The organism is Leeuwenhoekiella parthenopeia, assembly GCF_020782115.1.
GTDB lineage: Bacteria > Bacteroidota > Bacteroidia > Flavobacteriales > Flavobacteriaceae > Leeuwenhoekiella > Leeuwenhoekiella parthenopeia.
The window spans coordinates 1-17912 of record NZ_JAJGMW010000039.1; the positions used below are offsets into that span (position 1 = coordinate 1).

Annotated in this window: 12 protein-coding genes; 4 read left to right on the forward strand and 8 right to left on the reverse strand. The window is 40.1% G+C overall.

Features of this window, described 5'->3' with window-relative positions; all coding sequences use genetic code 11:
- Positions 1 to 271: 271 nt before the first annotated feature.
- From LLW17_RS18455 to LLW17_RS18465, 3 genes are read right to left on the reverse strand one after another with little or no spacing between them, the layout of a single operon-like run.
- A complete protein-coding gene (locus tag LLW17_RS18455) occupies positions 272 to 1729 on the reverse strand; it encodes a type I restriction-modification system subunit M (protein WP_228231771.1) in 1458 nt (485 codons plus the stop codon).
- Complete coding sequence (locus LLW17_RS18460; protein ID WP_228231772.1) at positions 1726 to 2376, reverse strand: hypothetical protein; 651 nt, start codon at positions 2374 to 2376, stop codon at positions 1726 to 1728. Before LLW17_RS18460 ends, LLW17_RS18455 begins: the two co-directional genes overlap by 4 nt.
- Positions 2376 to 3857 (reverse strand): type I restriction-modification system subunit M, encoded by a 1482-nt coding sequence (locus tag LLW17_RS18465; RefSeq protein WP_228231773.1) that lies wholly within the window; start codon positions 3855 to 3857, stop codon positions 2376 to 2378. Before LLW17_RS18465 ends, LLW17_RS18460 begins: the two co-directional genes overlap by 1 nt.
- Before the next feature lie 194 nt (positions 3858 to 4051).
- Between LLW17_RS18465 and LLW17_RS18470 the strand changes: the two genes are divergently transcribed.
- Positions 4052 to 5596 (forward strand): hypothetical protein, encoded by a 1545-nt coding sequence (locus LLW17_RS18470; RefSeq protein WP_228231774.1) that lies wholly within the window; start codon positions 4052 to 4054, stop codon positions 5594 to 5596.
- 162 nt (positions 5597 to 5758) lie between these two features.
- Here the strand turns inward: LLW17_RS18470 and LLW17_RS18475 are convergent, their stop codons facing one another.
- Positions 5759 to 6511: a LytR/AlgR family response regulator transcription factor gene (locus LLW17_RS18475; protein ID WP_228231775.1), complete on the reverse strand. Its 753-nt coding sequence runs from the start codon at positions 6509 to 6511 to the stop codon at positions 5759 to 5761.
- Complete coding sequence (locus LLW17_RS18480; RefSeq protein ID WP_228231776.1) at positions 6511 to 7374, reverse strand: LytS family sensor histidine kinase; 864 nt, start codon at positions 7372 to 7374, stop codon at positions 6511 to 6513. Before LLW17_RS18480 ends, LLW17_RS18475 begins: the two co-directional genes overlap by 1 nt.
- A 313-nt stretch (positions 7375 to 7687) precedes the next feature.
- On the opposite strand from LLW17_RS18480, the gene LLW17_RS18485 reads away from it, so the two are divergent.
- The gene (locus LLW17_RS18485) at positions 7688 to 7831 is read left to right on the forward strand and encodes a hypothetical protein (RefSeq protein ID WP_228231777.1); all 144 of its coding nucleotides are present in this window, start codon (positions 7688 to 7690) and stop codon (positions 7829 to 7831) included.
- A 155-nt stretch (positions 7832 to 7986) separates the two neighbouring features.
- Here LLW17_RS18485 and LLW17_RS18490 read toward each other — a convergent pair whose 3' ends face one another.
- The 3 genes from LLW17_RS18490 to LLW17_RS18500 all read right to left on the reverse strand — a co-directional run bounded on the left by LLW17_RS18490 (position 7987) and on the right by LLW17_RS18500 (position 11487).
- Positions 7987 to 8484 carry a YqiA/YcfP family alpha/beta fold hydrolase gene (locus tag LLW17_RS18490; RefSeq protein ID WP_228231778.1) on the reverse strand — a complete coding sequence of 166 codons (498 nt, stop codon included), beginning with the start codon at positions 8482 to 8484 and terminating at the stop codon, positions 7987 to 7989.
- A gap of 1671 nt (positions 8485 to 10155) precedes the next feature.
- Positions 10156 to 10479: a hypothetical protein gene (locus LLW17_RS18495; protein WP_228231779.1), complete on the reverse strand. Its 324-nt coding sequence runs from the start codon at positions 10477 to 10479 to the stop codon at positions 10156 to 10158.
- A 786-nt stretch (positions 10480 to 11265) separates the two neighbouring features.
- Positions 11266 to 11487 carry a helix-turn-helix domain-containing protein gene (locus LLW17_RS18500; protein WP_228231780.1) on the reverse strand — a complete coding sequence of 74 codons (222 nt, stop codon included), beginning with the start codon at positions 11485 to 11487 and terminating at the stop codon, positions 11266 to 11268.
- A gap of 155 nt (positions 11488 to 11642) precedes the next feature.
- On the opposite strand from LLW17_RS18500, the gene LLW17_RS18505 reads away from it, so the two are divergent.
- Complete coding sequence (locus LLW17_RS18505; protein WP_228231781.1) at positions 11643 to 13358, forward strand: hypothetical protein; 1716 nt, start codon at positions 11643 to 11645, stop codon at positions 13356 to 13358.
- A 1124-nt stretch (positions 13359 to 14482) separates the two neighbouring features.
- Positions 14483 to 17212, forward strand: coding sequence for a hypothetical protein (locus tag LLW17_RS18510; RefSeq protein ID WP_228231782.1), 2730 nt, complete (start codon positions 14483 to 14485; stop codon positions 17210 to 17212).
- The last annotated feature ends 700 nt before the right edge of the window (positions 17213 to 17912 follow it).

Sequence of the window (17912 nt, forward strand, 5' to 3'; positions counted from 1 at the left end):
CTCTTTGAGAGCTTCTAAAACCACTTTGGTCTTGAACTTGGGTGTGAATTTTCTTCGTGTCATAAAACAGTAAATTTAAAGTTATTTTGGAACTTAAATTACTGTCCTAATTTTTGGGGGATGCTCACACTTTAATATAACGAGTTAAAAGGGTGTTTTCTCGATCTACTTTTTTCTTTTGTTGGATAGTAACATCTCCAAATTTTGTTAGCTTCCAATTACTTCGATCTAATTGTAGGTCCTCAACTATATTTTCTAATACTTCACTCATCTAACTAAGAACTTCAAATAAATTATTCATTGCTTTATTTAATTTATGCCCTTCAATACTCCATTTTTTAAATGCTTCTTTAAATGAAATATCACTATCTGAATTATCTTTCTTTACATAGAAATTGATGTTCATATTACCATCAAAATCAAGAATTTGTTCTGTGGTAGCTACTTTAGCATAATGAGGAATATCAGTAAAATCTAGATATGCCTTATAAATTTTATCAATATGGTCTTTGGTTAAATATGCCAAACCTTTGTTGTCAACTACGTCATCTTTACCATTTATAAATAACACTTTACCTTTTTTTTCTTTTGGCTTATTAGTATTACCTATAAGTATCATAGCCTCCATTGGTGAATTATAAAACAGGTTTGCACCTAAACCGATAACAGCTTCAATTTGATCTTCAGCAATCATTTTACGACGCATTTCTGCCTCCATATCTCTAAATAAAATTCCGTGGGGCCAAAGAATTGCAAAACGTCCGTTTACTTTATCTAGACTTTTATGAATGTGCTGTTGAAAAGCATAATCTGCACAACCCTGTGGCGGCGTACCCCAAAGATTTCTACCATATGGGTCGTTAATAAAACTCTTACGATCCCAGGATTTGATCGAGTAGGGCGGATTAGCCAGAATAACATTAAAGGTTTTAAGTGTATCGTATTCTAAAAAAGCCGGTCTCGCTAAGGTATCACCGCGTACAATACTAAACTCTTCTATGCCGTGCATAAACATATTCATACGCGCAATGGCAGAAGTAATGAGGTTGATTTCTTGCCCGTAGAGTTTTAAACTGCGGTATTCCTTACCCTCGTCACGCAAATGCAACGCACAATTTAGCAGTAATCCGCCCGAGCCGCAAGTGGGGTCGTAGACGCTTTCGCCGGGTTGCGGGTCCATAATAAGCGTCATCAGTTTAACTACAGTACGATTTGTATAAAACTCAGCTGCGGTGTGCCCGCTATCGTCTGCAAACTCTTTGATGAGGTATTCATAGGCATTACCCAATTGATCATCGGGTACATTGGCCAGATTAAGCTTGTGTTGCGAAAAATGCTCTATAAGATTGATGAGGGTTTCGTCGCTGAGTCGGTTTTTATTTGTCCAGCTCGCATCTCCAAAAATACCGTAAAGCATATCTGGGTTTGCGGTTTCAATAGCTCGCATGGCGTCCTGTAACGCGACACCTACATTGGTTGTAGTTTCTCGTACGGTATTCCAATGTGCACCTTTGGGGATTTGAAAGCGGTGATTTTCTTCAAAAGCCGCGTACTCTAAATCACCATCACTCTCTGCTAAAGCGGTTTCAAACTCCTCATCATATACATCACAGATACGCTTATAAAATAGCAAAGGGAAAATATATTGTTTATAATCACCGGCATCTATGGTGCCTCTTAATGCCGTTGCAGCTCCCCATAGGTATTTTTCAAGTTCTTTTTGGGTCATAGTAGAGTTGCTTTAGTATCAGAGATTAGTTTGTCAAAAGCATTATCATTAAAAATGACTTTTTCTTTTTCCTCTGGAGTATAGAAATTAAGATGACCACCAGATGTTAATACATATAAGTTTACATTTTCTAAACTGGCTGCCAGGTCAACGTTTCTATGATGTGCAGCTTTATTGCCATTTGCTCCAGAGAGAACTACGATTTGATACGTTAGTTTTTTAGAAACCTTGATTGAGCCTTTTCCTTCAATGTGAGTTTTATACCATACATCGTTCGATTCCTTTAGCTTATTAATAAAATCATTTTTTGCCACTAAATACTGTTCTAAATCTCTATTCCAACCTAAATCCATTTTTAAATCAAAATAGTGCGTTAGGGTGTCGTTTTTTAAAATAGCTAGATCAGGCTTAAAAAGTTTAGCCCTTTTTTGGGTTATTGTTCTAAAAGAAATTCCCTGATCAACAAAAAACTCAAGCTCTTTAGAATCGAGTTTTTCTGCAATAAATACGCTAAATAAATCTTCTGCTTTGCCCGAGCTAGAATGGCTCATCCCACGTTTTATCTGATAGCCGCCATTACCGTAAATTAAAGATCTTGATTGTTTATATGCTTCTATAATTTTGTCTATGAACTCGTGATTTGTCATTAAATAAATTTCTTCAATATAAATTTAAATTGTTCTTCAGCTTTCTGGCTTTCCTCCCAGGCTTGCTTTAAATCAGCCAAAGCTTCTTCAACACTGGGTAAATTATCTTCGATGATTTTTTCTACATAGAGCGGGATATTAAGATTGAAATCATTTTCTACCAAATCATCCCAGGTTGCTATACTTACATAGTTTTCAACTTCTTTATAGTCCCGATACCAGTTAAAGATTTGATTTACGTGTTCCGCTTCTAAGTAGTTTTGAGCCCGCCCTACACGCACCTGTTCTGATGCATCAATAAACAGGACCTTTTTCTTTTTATCAGCGGGTTTGTTTTGCTTGAAAACCAAAACACAGGCAGCCAGTTGCGTACCGTAAAATATATTAGGACCCAAACCTACTACGGCTTCGAGTAGGTCTTCTTCCAGTAGTTTTTTTCTAATTTTTCCCTCTGAGCCTTTTCTAAATAGGGCACCGTGAGGTAATACCACGGTCATTCTGCCGGTATCGTTCATAGATTTGATCATGTGTTGTACCCAGGCCATGTCTCCATTTCCTTTAGGAGGAACACCGGCTATATTGCGGCCGTAAGGATCTTCAATCCAGTTTTCGGCACCCCAATCTTTTAAGGAAAAAGGAGGATTGGCAATAACACAATCAAAAGTTTTTAAACCATCTGCTTCAAAGAATGCAGGGTTTCTAAGGGTATCACCACGTACGATCTGAAAATCTTCCATCCCGTGAAGAAACATATTCATTCGGGCAATAGAGCTAGAGGTCAAATTCTTTTCCTGACCATAGAGTTTCAAAGTTCTATAATCTTCATTATTTGCTCTTAAATGATCTACACATTCTAGTAACATCCCTCCGGTCCCGCACGCAGGGTCATAAATGCTTTCTCCTTCGTGAGGATCAAGAATTAATCCCAGTAAGTGAACTACAGATCTTGGAGTATAGAACTCACCTGCTTTTTTATTGGTTAAATCAGCAAAGTGTTTGATGAGGTATTCATAAGCCTGGCCTAGTATATCTACATCTACCAGGCTATTAGACAGAGTATACTGTGAGAAGTGTTCAATAAGATCAACAAGGAGACGATCGCCTAACTTGTTTTTATTGCTCCATTGCGCATCACCAAAAATACCGTACAGAAACTGTTGATTGGCCTGCTCAATACCTCTCAAAGCCTTTTCAATAGCTAGCCCCACATTAGTAGTGGTATTGCGAACATCATCCCAATGACAGCCATCTGGAATTTCAAAGCGATGAAATTCGGGTAATGAGGCATATTCAACATCACCATCAGACTCCTCTAGGGCTACACGATATTCTTCGTCATAAACATCAGAGAGGCGTTTAAAAAAGAGTAATGGGAAAATGTAAACTTTGAAATCAGAAGCATCTACCGGACCTTTAAGAATCCAGGCTGCTTTTGAAAGGTATTGTTCAAGTTGGGAAAGGCTTAATTTTTCTTTAGACATGAAGAATTTGACATTTTTTCAAATATAGCGGAATTTGAGATTAACGGATTGATGAATTCCGTAATAGTATTGATTAATGGTATTAGAATTCCTGTCTAAAGCCGGAGACTTTGTTGTAAAATAAAAAATACCCAGTATTAGGTACTTTTAATGAATGATCAGTTAACTACTTTTAACATTCTAAAATGTTAGGTATGAAACAGGTATTAAACTGGGCAATGTTATTTTTTACAGTGAGTGCATTTAGTCAGCATGCGCTTACTTTTAATAGTACAGTAGATTTTGAACCTGATGAAACGGCAATTGAATTGCAGTCAAATAAACTAGTTTCATCGTATTCCTTTAATAAATTAATCTTTGAAGATGTATCGTACCTATTACTTGGCGGTAGTGCCCCAAGTGAGGGGCTTGAGGCAGCTTTTGATGAAAGTAAATCAAATATAGCATTAAGTGGTATAGTTACCTCGAATGATTGGTTTATTCTTTCAGTCAAAGGCGATTTATCTGCAACAGATGAGGGTATTTATTTTATAGATGAACAGAATGGTAGTAAAAAAGCTAAAATTGCATTGAATTTCTACCGGCCATTTTGGGGAAGGCGCTCATATGATTCACCAAGGACAAGTGTTGCATCACAAAGAGCATTTTATACAATTGAAAAGGCAAAACAATATAAAATAGCAGCGCTGTTAAAAGATTATTATTATACAACCTATTTATTAGAAGATGCCGGGATTCCCGTAAAACATATACTCAATGATGAACTTGATCAGTTTTGTGATGATCTTTTAAACAACCATAAGTATTTATTAGACAGAACTCTAATTGATCGTGATTCAATCCTTCTTGATACAAGCTATATTGTAGCTAAAAAACTTAAGGGAGTACCTAAAAACAATGCCTTTAAAGTAACTATTGAAACGAAAGACACTACGGTCGATGTTCCAATTGCTATCTATGATGACCTGACGTATGACATAAATAAAGTAATATCCCTTTATGATAAGACAGTTTCTGCAATGGATTCTATTTCAGAGAAATTAGTATTAGAAGAGCATAAAATAGCACAACCGTATTGGAACAGTAAAAGACTTTTTTATGCTGGTGCATCTCCTTATTATGCCCGTGAAACCATAAAAAACGTATATAAATCTAACGATACTTTAGATTTTGCAGGACAATTTACTGATACGCCTGGTGACTTGTTTGGGATAGAAGGACAATTTGGTTTTTTCTACCAGTCTAAGAAAGGTTTTTTGTTGCCAAGAATTTTTTTTACAAGGTTAACCGTCAATTTGGGAAGAGGTTCAAATTTAGGTGAGTTTGAAAACCGAACCTATAACTTCCCAGCAAGAATCTTAGACACTATTAGTTCTGGTGTTGTATCGACACCTCAGTCTAAAGAGGGAAATTACAATAAAAAAGGTAATGAATACAACTTTGGCTTTTTAAGTGAATTAGGATTGGAAGCATACTATTTCCCCTTTGAACGTTATGGAATTTTTGGTCAAGTTGGATATAGCAATATTAATTTTGACCCCGGCAAAGGAGAAGATGCAGAGTTATACAGTATGCGGCTTGGTTTGCTTATGAACTTAAAAGCGAAAGAGAAGAATTTTGCCACATTACAATTATTTGCAGATCGGTCCGATTTAAGCAAATCTCCAAATGGTAATGATAATAATTTACTATTTGGGTTTAAGGTTGGTGTCCCGTTTAATTTTAAACAAAAGCTATAATGTCAATCCTCAATACTTTTTATTTTTAATAGGTTTTGGGTGGTGGAATATCCTATATAAGGCGACTTTTCTCATTTATCTTTTAAAAACAACCTCACTTCCTCCTCAAACACTTCCAGCGGGGGAGGATGTCCCATTTCGGTGCGGAGGTGGGGGAGGTATTTAAAACCTTTTGATAAACCGTTTAAAATTTGCTAGTAAAGCGTTTTTATTAGTGCTGGAAACACTGAAAAATTCTTTACAATCGTATAAACTGAGATTCAGATTGTCCCGTTCTTTAATAAACCGGGTATTTACCAGTACACTCTGGTTAATTTTCGAGAAATTCTGATCTTCGAGATCCTGAGATAATTGCTCAATAGTTGTAGGGCCTATATTTTCAAAAAGAAGTTCGTCGTTTTTGCCGTATATATTCACGCAATTCTTTTTAGCTCTTTTGCCATCAACGGTTCTAAGTTTTGTGATGTAATAGACTTTATCTGCGGCTATATTGATATGCGTATGTACCCCAAAATTGAGAAATGTATAGTCTCCCGCTTTTGGCAAGTGTCCTGAACCAATAACCTTCTTTTTAAGGATATTCTCAAACTCATGAATATCAAAAGGTTTAGTAAGGTAACCTGCAATATCAATAGCATTTATAACGCGCTTTTCATTGTTTTGTGTTGAGGTAAGAAAAATCACTTTTTTCCCGGAGCCAATTTTTTCAGCTAATTCAAGGCCGTTAAACACAGGCATTTCAAAGTCAACGATAAGTAAATCGTAAGCATCAGGATTTACAGTTTCAGCAGCCTGCTTGGAGCTGCTGTAACTGGAGATATGCTCAAGTTCAAAATCTATAGCAATGGTATCGATTTTAGCTTTTACACGTTCAAGCGTTTTTTGGTCGTCGTCTACAAGTATATATCTAATCATCAATTAACGGGAATAACAAGTTTTGACAGATAAAGATTATGGGTAATGCGCCTGGACTCTAATTCATTTTTGGGATAATAAGTGTCTAAAAGATTTTTAAGTGCATTTAAACCAAATTCACTTTTTCCGGCCGTTTCTTTTTTAGGTGCAGCAATGCGCTCGCAACTGTTTAGAACAGTATAGGTGAGCCTGTTATCAGATGTTACCTCTGCTTCAATGGTTATTTTACTATCATCCCTGTTTAAATCACCATGCTTGAGTGCGTTTTCAATAAACGGGAAGAATAAAGTGGGACGTATTTGAAGTGATTCCAGATCTGGCTGAGGTAGATTAACAGTTAAGTCAACCGCAGTATTAGGCTTGAGATAGTTGATTACCTCAATAAAAAGTTGAATGTGATTAATTTCTTCCTTGATAGGTACTGTATCTCTCTGGATTACCGCTACCGTATAGTCAAGCAACGTAAAAATATCTTTTAAAGCTTTAATGGGTAAAAGGGTTTTAGCCTCTACCTGCAGTTTTTCATTTGAGATTTGAGCTGAATGTATCTCTTCCAGATCTTCGTAAATATGACTAATTACATTTTTTAGAAAGTGTGCTCCCAGACGCGAATTATTGGCATCTACAATTTTAAAACCGGCATATTTTTCAAAAGCGTTACGCTGGTATTCCAGATTGAATTCGCGTTTTTTCAATTCCTCTTCTTTTTCGTGCAGCCTTTTAGAGAATTGGTCTTTTTGCTCCCTGAGTTTGTTTTGTAGGTTTTGTTTTTCGGCCTTTAAAACTTCAAACTCTCCCAGTATTCTTTCTTGTTTTTCAACGGTTTCCTGAGTTGTATGAAAATCCTTTTCGAGTTTCCTCAATTTTTTGCGATAGGATCTTTTTCGGTAAAGATTATACAGGTTTCGAATGAAAAATAATAGGAGTAAGAAAACTAAAATAGTTACAAATACATGAAGCATTTCGTTTTCCTCGAGGGCTTGTTGAAGACTTGAACGGTATTGGTACATCTGGGGATTAAGGCTTGTAGTGTTTTTGCGATTTCACAAAAACCTTCTATAAAATCCCAAATATAACCGCTTTGTCACAAATGGTAAAATAGGATAATCGATAAGTCTAGTTTTGGTATCAGAAAGGAAGAATAGTTCTTCCTAATTCATATAAATTTTTAAAGTTATGGGAAAATCAAATCCAATGTCTAAAGCTGCTGCGGCACGCATTAATTCAGCAACAGCTAAGAGTAGCAAATCTGGTAATGTCTCTAGTAATAGTTTTGCCGCGCGGGCAAGTTCTGCTGCTGCAAAAAATAGCAAAAAATAAAAAGGATATATTATGAGTACAAGAGATAATAATTTATTAAATCATCCTGATGATGTGAATCACGGTAACCAGTTAAACCCTGACCACGAAGAATACCATCATTCGAGAGAAAATAATTGATTTATTGATAACCCATCTAGAACCGGATGGGTTATTTAATTATTCTCTTTTTTTAAAAAAAACAACCCAATTTCCTCCTCAAACACGTCCAGCGGGGTACGATGGCCCATTTCGGCGCGGAGGTGTAGTTGGTAATCAAAACCGGCTTTAAGTTGGTCACCTAAAAAGCTTAGCGTATCAGCCGGGTCTACGACGGTATCTTTTTCGCCCAAAACCACCTGTCCAAATCCTGAAGTTTGTGTTTTAAACGTCGGTATATTTTGAGGCACTGAGCGTTTGACCAGGGCAGGATTAAAGAGTAATACCGGTTTATCAAAAGCCCGTCCCAGGTGAAAGGCTGCAAAACCACCCATACTGCTTCCCATCACATAGTCTATGGGTTGGGATTTATAGGTCTCATATATCTGCTGCACCGCATCAGGATTGTGGTGATAATCCAGATCAGGCGCCAGTACGCTGCCGTATTGTTCCAATACCGCTTTTTTAGAATCACTGAGTTTACTTTCGAGTCCGTGGAGGTAGAGTATGGTCATACGGTATGTTATTGGGTAATTAAATGTACAGAAACTTTTTGCCGTATTTGGTTTGTGGTTTTCTGTTTTCCGTTTGTGGTTTTCTGTTGCTTGATTTCCAATTTCTATTTTTCACCTCTAACCTAGAATCTGCAACCTAAATCAGATGGGATTTCTCGTCGCTTTGGGCTCCTTCGAAATGACTGGAAACTGCCGATTGAGACTGCTTACTGAACCCTGAGTGATGCGACCCTGGAGCATAGTATTGAAGGGTCTACTTCTCACTATCCCTCCGTTTACTGTTTGTGGTTTTCTGTTTTCCGCTTTCAACTTTTCACCTCTTACCACTCACCTCTGACTTTTAACCATTAACAATTAACAATTAACCATTCACTTCCCCTTCCGTTTACCGTTTTATGCTTAGTCAACTAGTAACTACTAATTCTTATTTTCTACTTTCCGATTTCTACTTTACATACCGTTTACTGTTTTTTTAAGAGAGAAATAATTTATGTCTCTTAGGAATGTTAATAAAATCTTAAATTCCATCTTGTCAAAACCCGTTTTCATACTCTCTTCATACTCTATCCTAGGCTTTGCTATGCCTTTGAGTAGGCTTTGCTATACTCGATGCCCCCTCCTAAATTAGCTATACAGATTTATTAATAAATCCTATTATAGCTATACAAAGCTACTTTTATAGGATTAAGCCTTTTAAAAGTTGGTTTAAGCCATGTGCTGTTAGACTCTTAGGCTGCGATAAGACCATCCAAAAGTCCGGATTCTGCTATATGTTCCTCCGTCCACTCCATTATGAATCAACACTCACCCACTAAAAGTGTGGCAAAGTGTGGTTGCAGTGTGGGTTCACTGTGGACTCAGTGTGGAGTTACCTTATATTATCTGAGGAGTTAAATGGCTTTAATCAACTTTTAAAGCATCACCAGGCGTTCCTTATACCGGTCTATCGCTTATATGGTATCAAGAAGTCTTGCTGATTAGAATGTGCGTTACTGAAAAGGATTCTCGATAAACCGTTCTCGGCCTCAAGCCTCGTCCGGCACTCGAACTGACAGTTCTCGATACATTTGCTTTCGGCTTAAGGCCTCCATCAAAGACTTGCTTCAGGAGGGTGGGAGGTGTTTAGATTAATTAGAGGCCTATTTGAAATGTAAAATCAGGGTACGCGATACCATCGCGCACGAACAGGGGTAAGGAGGCAAGTGGCAGGAGGTGAGAAGTAGGAATTAAGAGGTAAGAAATCGGTTTAAAGTTCAGCGTGTGGAGTCGGTTTCAAGGTTTAAAATTGAAAATTCAAAATAACTCTTAACTCAGCATGCTGCATTCCGAATTAGTGGGCCGTTTTCAGAATGGAGCATTAGGAGTCAAGAGGGCTGTGCTTTGCAAAATAAAGCTGTGAGTACAAATCACAAGTTATATAGGTCCCTAGTCAATTTAAAATGAGCTCCCTTCTCTTCGGGAGAAGGGCGGGGGATGAGGAAAAGCCTCCCCTGGGGAGGTTTGGAGGGATTTTGAGCGTTCAGAATTTAATGGTGTACGCTGACTATGGTTTAGATTAATCCAATACTTATAATATAAACTGAAGGTACGCGATACAATCGTGCACGAACCGGGGGAAAACCTTGCTGGCAGCAGTTACCCCAAGCTATATGTATTGACGGCGTGCGTTTTTTATTTATTAGTTTTTTTTATCAAATCCCTAAAGTTGTCAGATACTTTTATTCGGTCATTTGCGTCCATCGGTATAAAGGGTATTGAGTAAACCTTATCGGTCAAGATCTCAACCGTCAGCATTTCTAATCCTCCGTCTGAACCAATGGCATAATATCCAGGAATATTTTCCTCAACATTATATTCTTCATTCCATTCGTCTAACTTGTCATTTGGCCATATTTCGAAATCCCATTCCTGCTCATGCATTGTTACACGAATGTTTCTAATGTCTTTTAAATGGGTTTTTATGTACTCTTTAGAGGTCATTTTCTTTAAATGCAATCCAGCGGTTTGGTTATGATTTCGGCGGGGAATCGTCCGCGGGACTATTCCGAAGAGAAATCAAGATTGATTTTTTATTTTACTTTTCGGTTATGCACTGTCGCCACGCTGAAATAGCCGTGTACACGATATAGTCGCGCACGAACCGGGGATTTTTTGATGCAATATTTTAAATTCTTCGAATGTCATTTTAAGCTTGCAGGTAAGGTCTCGTATAAAAACTGTGCGAGCGGGCGAGCGTAATTGTCCCCAGGACAATAAGCTAAGCAAGCCAGCACGAACTTTTGATTCAAAACTGATTTAAGCATTGTTTTTATAAGGTGTTGTAAAACGTTTTTAATTTTTTGTGAGTGAGTATGCTAAAAGGCTCTATAAATCATCACTAAACCTCCCAAAACTAAAATGAGAATTCCGATATATTGACTTGGTTGGGTGGACAACTGAACAAAAGATTTATCCTTTTTGTACTTTTTTGTCTTCTCTGACTGATATACCAACCAAAGTGAACCTAAAATAACTAGGCAGAGTCCGATAATAACATTTATCCAATCCATAAAGTTTAATTTTTATTTTCCGGATTTAGGCTATTTAAATACTTTATTCAGTTTAAGTGAAATGTTTTACAAAAATTGTATAAACGTAAAAATGTACTGTTCTAGCTTTTTTAGATACCCTTGCACAAGAACCATGGGATTAGATGAGCAGGTATCTATTAAAACTTCAAAAGTTGGTATACCTCCACTTGAAGCGCTTTACTGCTTTCGTATAAGGAATACGGAGTTAGATTTATTTGTTCTCCGGCAATTTTAAATCCTGATGTAACTCCATAAACATCTCTCCGGGATCTACGTCTATCGCCAGGGCGATGAGGTAAAGTTCTTCAGCTCTTAGATGTGTTTTTTCCTGATTCGAAAGTTCACTTAAGCGGGTTTTGTTGATACCTGTCTTGCGTGCAACTTCTGATCTGTTTATTGATTTTTTTGAAAAGTATAGGCCTAGAGCTGTCATTATTTTTTTCTCTTTTTAAGTACATAAAGTTAGTTTTTCGGATAAATAATTCCTTTTTTCGAAACATTGAGTAGGTTTTTTATCTTATTTGAAGTACATTTATTCCGAAAATCGGAACATATTGCATTTATATAAGAATTTAAAAAAGCTATTTTATGAATACCCAACTCCAACTTCCGCCCCAATTCGCGCTTCGGGATGCGCTTAACCCGTTAACCGAGGCTCTGCTTAAACAGACCGGGATAAAGGCACTATACCTTACTGAAGTCCATCAATCGCCCCGGGCCCTTTACAATCTGCTGATTGTGGTACAGGATACCGCAGCATTACATGATTTACGGAAACAGTTGCCTGCATTACAGGTGCAGTTTCCCGGGTTTCTGCTGCAAGGCTATACGGTAAAACAGGTACGAACGGGTTTGCAGGGAGGAGCCCTGTATTTTTTACGGTTTTACCGGTTTGGGGAGCTTATCTATACCGCAGGGCCGCAGCCGGAACGGGATGCTAGCCCGGAAGCCCAATTGGATGCATTACGAGTAAAGGCCGCTAAGCTGCTGGATCGTGATACAGCAAGGATCTGTGCTTTTTTTGATACGGCCGCAGCCTTATTTGAGCAGGAGCAGTATCCTGCTGCGGTACTGGCACTTGCGGAAGTTTTAAAAGCCTGTCTTAACCTGAGCAGCAGACTTTTTACTGGGGAGGAGCGAGCCTATACTTCGATGGAGGCTCAGGTAGCAGCCTTAAGCCGTTATTTGCCGCAATTGCGGGTACTATTTCCCAAACGCGAAGCTAACGAAAGCGAGCCGACCCGTCTGGAATGGCTGGATGCCTGGGCCACCGAAGGTTTTGATCCTGATGAAACGCTGGACCGGCACAGCTGCTATCAGGTGCAGATCGCGATGGAGCGGGTATTTGGTCTGGTTGATGCCGCAGCGCGGCAGCTGCTGGGTGCATGTGAGTCGCATCATACACTTGTTGTAGCCCAGCCTGAAGACCGGCCTCAGGGAGCAGACCGGGATACCCCCTTACAGGGCGGGTTGCAGGAAGCGCTTCTCTTTTTGCAGCAAACCTACCGGGTGCATTCGGCCTACCTGGTCTTTGGGGAGAAGTACAGCCGGTTGCGGCAAGCCAACTTGTTTGCGCAGCAGGAGGTACGCGAGCATCAGAGTCATGCTGTTGTAGTGCTTATAACCTATAAAGCCGTCGGGGTGAGTCCGTCTCAACTCACCGACCGGGTGTATAACCATACCGGTAGGCGTATACGCATCCGTTTTATTTTGGAGACCTTTAAGCAGGCCTATAAGGCGCTTGATTTTGGCAGTAATTTTCTGCAACGGGTGATCGGGGAAGGGAAGCTGCTTTATGAAGAAGATGAACAGTTGCGGAAGTTTTTAAAAACCGGTTGTTTTTACTATCCTGATAAATTCCGCAAGCTTAAAAAGTACTGGGACATCCGCCTCAACCGCGCTCAGTATTTAGTAGAAATCACCCGCATTCTGGATACGCACGAAGATGAGTTGGTACAACTACACCTGTATCATGAGGCTTTTGTACAAACCTGCCTGGGGTTGATCCGTTTGTTTTGGGAGTACAGTCCGGCTTATACCTCCTTAACCTACCTCTTAGATCTGTGTCGGACTTTTACAGGTTTTCCTCAGGAATTGCTGGAGACTACTTCCTTTAAAGCCCGTCGCCGTCTGTATTTGATCACCCACGCCCAGCAGCATTTGCGGTACGGTACCTTTTGTAAGGTTAGTTATGACGATTGTAACGATAGCTATCACCTGTGTATCCGTTTTATCGAACAGGCGGAAGCCATGGCGGAGGAGCGCTTGCTGGTTTTAAGAAGGAAGACGTATCAGCGGGATTAATTGTTTTATTGCTATTATTATTTTTATTGCTATTGGGGTAAAATGGAACGATCGTATTTTTGCCCTAAGGGGCAAAACCGCAGTAAGTCCCTAAATTTTCTCCAAGACTTCGAAAATTTTTAACGGGAACTTCCTGCTATACTGAAGAAAAAGAAGACCAAAGAATAAATTCTTAGTTCTAATTTTAAAAACGGCCTACTTTTTACATCTGTAGTAAAACAAGCAAACGCCGCAGGGGTGGGAGTGGAGGATGGCCTAGCGCAGCGGTTTGCCATCCGCACGATAAGGAGTTTGCGTAGTTTTCAAGGATGTAAAAATAAGCCTTGATCTTTTGTTTCTTTTGTATCAAGACAAAAGAAAGGAAACAAGCATAAAAGTTAGAACCTCTCTTTTGTAATTCGGAACCCGTAAGTCTTGTTATATGAATTGGCAAAGCTCTGGAATTATACAAAATCGAGGGAGGCAATGCTATTTTTAGTTCAGGTCTAAGGGACGGTCTACGAGAATGTAAAGTAAAATTTAATGTGAGCGGAACGTTGCAGGCGGTTCTGTTTGAGGCCGCGATAGCGGACGAGTTAAGCGCATGCAGTGCAGTGAACGATAAATTTAGATATCGTCTTGTGAGCCTTGATCTTTTGTTTCTTTTGCATCAAGGCAAAAGAAAGGGAACATACATAGAAGTAAAGAACTTTAATTTTAAATTGGCTAAGTTTCTATGGATTGTTTTGTTCATTTTCTTTAGCTGGCTGTCGCTTATTGGTTTTGGAGCTCGTGAACCTCGTGCCTCGCTTTGCTTCTCCAAAGAAATCCTTCGATTGCGCTCAGGGTGACTGGCTTGAAGTGACATCATTTAACCTGGAGCTCCCAGCTCGTGTGTGAGAAGTGAAAGATAAAAAATTGAAAATACGAACTACAAAATCAGTAAGCAGTTGCAGCAGGCAGGTTGCAGCAGGCGGAAGGAAGATTAAGGATTGATGCGTTTGGATGTTGAACAGAAATCATGAAAAAAATCCATACCGTGCTATAAATTGAACGACCAGTTCATGGACTTTGACAACTGATGACTAAGTGTTTTTAATTGGTTTTCTTAACTTTAGATGTCCCCTTCCTAATCAGCCTGATCTATGAAACTTCTTTTTTTCGGTAAAGGTATACCAGGCATTTTGCTTCTTCTGATTCTGGGAGGTGTAACGTCTGTTTCCGGTCAGGTAAATACCTTAAGCTATGCGGAAAAGATCTACCTGCAAACCGATGCCGAGGTGTATACTGCTGGCAGTCAGATCTGGTTTAAAGCAGTGGTCTTAGCAGGCCCCTTGCACAGGCCTTCAAACCTGAGTGGCGTCTTGCACATTGATTTGATCAGTCCGTCTGAAGAGATTGTGGTATCGCAGCTTATACGCCTCAATCAGGGTATTGGCTCCGGTACGATTAATCTGGAAAATTCGCTTGCACAGGGGACCTACTTATTAAGAGCCTATACGCAATGGAATCAGAATTTTGATACAGACTTTATCTTTGAAAAACGACTGCCTGTATTTACAGCCGATGCGCAAGCCGTCTCAAAAGTTGATGCTCCCGGGATTACCCAAACCGATGCAGCGGGTTCCCGCAATTTGAGGGTTTTATTAGATCCACTTGCGGTTGACAGTTTACACCTTGGAAAGCTTGCGGTTAGGTTAGCTCTGGATGGAAAGCAGGATACCCTGACTGTACGAAAAAAAGAAGGCGACTTTTATGTGCTTGACTATCCCCTGACTGCAGACAGCGATGTGCTGAGTATCAATTACCAAACGGATACCGGCAAGGAACACTTTCAAACCCTGGTACTTGATACGACCGGTATTGATGTGCAGTTTTTTCCGGAAGGTGGAGATTTTATCGCAGGAATTCCGTCTCAGGTAGGGTTTAAAGCGCTGGGGTACGATGGTTTGGGAAGAAAGGTTTCGGGCAGCATCGTAGATGAAAACGGAAAAGAACTCGTCCGTTTTAAAAGTAATGTTCTGGGTATGGGGAGTTTTAGACTGCCCTCGCTGAGCGATACGCTATCGTATTACGCCCGGATAGATCGTGGTCAGGCTTCCGCCTTAAAAATAGCCTTGCCCCGGGTAAAGGATAAAGGTACTACATTGGTTTTACGTGATCTGGGAACCAGCCTGCAGGTCAATGTTCTGTCTACAGCTTTAAAAAATGATACGGTTGTCATACAGCTCAGCAGCCGGGGGCATCTGCTTTATAAACTGCAGGAACCGATGCAGGAAGGCATACTGCCCGTGATTTTTCCTAAAACCAAACTTCCCTTCGGTATCGTGGCCGTTTCCCTGCACGATAAACAGGGAGCTACTATGTCCCGGCGTCTTTATTTCAATGAGAATCAACAGGAGATGCTCAAACTGGACGTTGATCTACCCAAAAAGGAATATACCCCCCGGGAGGCCGTGCGTGTAAAGCTGGAGGTTAAAGATGCCCGGTCCAGGCCCCAGCTGGCAAACGCCTCTATACTCGTGACCGATGCTTCGCAGTTGGGCGAAACCGTGAACTACCGGGAGAACATCCTGTCTTATTTCTTGATACAGTCTGAATTGCGGGGTAATATCGAAAAGCCTGGTTTTTACGTTCAAAACGATTCGCTCCATACCGAAGCGCTTGACGATTTGCTGCTCACTCAGGGTTGGGTGAGCTATAAATACGATACGATAACTACAATACGTAAATTTCAACCGGAGCCTGTGTTGCTTCTGGAAGGTACGGTAAGTGCCCCCTTAAACAAAAACAAACGGCGCGAGGGGGTAAAGCTGGCGTTGATGAGCTTTGATGAAGAGCTGTTTATTCAGGAACAGGTTTCTGACAGCCTGGGGCGATTCCGGTTTACTATCGATGCCTTATCCGGGGGCTATCAGAATCTGCTGATTCAGACTTCAACCGAAAACGGAACCAATAAAGACTACACCCTGTTTTTAACCCCGCATAAAAAACCGGATGTTAACCTGCGGCAAGAGGCGCAATTGGCACTAACCGATACCACAGCAGTCTTGGCTGCGCGGCAAAAGACCCAACAACAGGCGGTACTGCGTGAAGCCATGCCTTTTGGTGATGAAGATATAGCCCTTGATGAAGTTTTGGTAAACAGTTATAAAATGACTCCCAAGCGTCAGGTGGTAGCCGATGAATACGGCATGCCAGATCGGGTGATAGATGGCAAGGCGATTCAGGCCAAAGAAAAAAAGTGGTCGTATGGTCTCTACAGTGTGTTGCTCTTTAATTTCCCGGATAAAATACGCATTGTACGAAAAGGAGGAATGCTTAAAGCTGAGGTGAGTCTTTCAGATACGACTTTGGTGCTGGTAGATGGTCAGCCGGTTCTGGGGTATAATTACGATTTGATACCCAACTTGCCGGTAAGTGAGATTGAAAGTTTTGAGATTATTGAAATGGCCAAAAACTTTAGCAGTCTGTATCTGGAGGCTTATCCCAACGCGAGTCCGCTGGAAGCCCCTCCCTGGGGTCACGTTATTGCGATTTACACTTATGGCGGCAACGGTTTGTTTGCGGCAGAGCGTCCTAAAGGAATTATCAAACAGCGGGTACAGGTCTTTACAGAACCCGAAGCATTTTATACTCCTAAATATGAAACCCGGCAGGATCTGAATCGGAGCGAACCCGATCTGCGGAGTACGCTCTACTGGGATCCCGAATTGCCTATAGGCGACACGGGTAAGGCTGAGGTGAGCTTTTACAATCCTGATAATACGGGTACTATGCTTATGCTGATTGAAGCGGTGTCTGCAAATGGAGATTTGGGTTATAAAATGCTTCAATATGAAATTAAGAAACCGGGTGAATCTGATTATAAATAGGAGGTAGGAGTGCTGAGGTGAATAAACTCCTTTATTGCAGAATAGATGAAACGTATGCAGTTCTTTTTTATGGGGCTTTGATTGCTTTTGGGCAATCACCGCGCTGTCGCTACTCGCTTTTTTCACTTCGCTGCGGTCGTAAAAAAGAGCTCACACATGCCGCTCCATCGCTAAGCCGGTTTAAGTTAAGGCCATTTTTCAGGGTTTGTGTGCACGTTTCAGTCTTGATTTTTGCTCATTAGCGCTTTGCTTGCGTTGCTTTAAATCGACTTTGATTGCAGTCCTCCTTATAAATGGTGTGTTTAAAGTATGCGGCCTCTGCATTTCAACGCAATTTTACGGGAATTCGGGATGATTTGTTGGTTTTTAAGTTTTTTGTTTTAGGAGTAATTAGGGGTAGAGTGCAGGGTTTTTAGAAAACTTTAAAAAAACTTTTGGTTGTAAGTGATTGGCATTTAGGCTTTGGTAAAAAATATTTCAAAAAGTGGGATAAAGCTGTTGCGGGGTTAGATAATCGTTCTATATTTGCGCCTCCAAAATCGGATATAAAAATCGGTTTTACGTTCATCTAAAGGCTTTAAAAAATAAACTTAAAAAAAAAGTTTGTTAGTAAGGGGAAAAGGGTAGTATCTTTGCCCTCCGCTTTTTCGGCAACGAAGGCGGTGAAGTTCTTAAAAAATGCGGTTCTAACGAGGTTTAA

Coding starts and splice junctions, on each gene's coding strand:
- LLW17_RS18455 (WP_228231771.1), bottom strand. CDS start 1,729: ATGACCCAAAAAGAACTTGAAAAATACCTATGGGGAGCTGCAACGGCA.
- LLW17_RS18460 (WP_228231772.1), bottom strand. CDS start 2,376: ATGACAAATCACGAGTTCATAGACAAAATTATAGAAGCATATAAACAA.
- LLW17_RS18465 (WP_228231773.1), bottom strand. CDS start 3,857: ATGTCTAAAGAAAAATTAAGCCTTTCCCAACTTGAACAATACCTTTCA.
- LLW17_RS18470 (WP_228231774.1), top strand. CDS start 4,052: ATGAAACAGGTATTAAACTGGGCAATGTTATTTTTTACAGTGAGTGCA.
- LLW17_RS18475 (WP_228231775.1), bottom strand. CDS start 6,511: ATGATTAGATATATACTTGTAGACGACGACCAAAAAACGCTTGAACGT.
- LLW17_RS18485 (WP_228231777.1), top strand. CDS start 7,688: ATGGGAAAATCAAATCCAATGTCTAAAGCTGCTGCGGCACGCATTAAT.
- LLW17_RS18490 (WP_228231778.1), bottom strand. CDS start 8,484: ATGACCATACTCTACCTCCACGGACTCGAAAGTAAACTCAGTGATTCT.
- LLW17_RS18500 (WP_228231780.1), bottom strand. CDS start 11,487: ATGACAGCTCTAGGCCTATACTTTTCAAAAAAATCAATAAACAGATCA.
- LLW17_RS18505 (WP_228231781.1), top strand. CDS start 11,643: ATGAATACCCAACTCCAACTTCCGCCCCAATTCGCGCTTCGGGATGCG.
- LLW17_RS18510 (WP_228231782.1), top strand. CDS start 14,483: ATGAAACTTCTTTTTTTCGGTAAAGGTATACCAGGCATTTTGCTTCTT.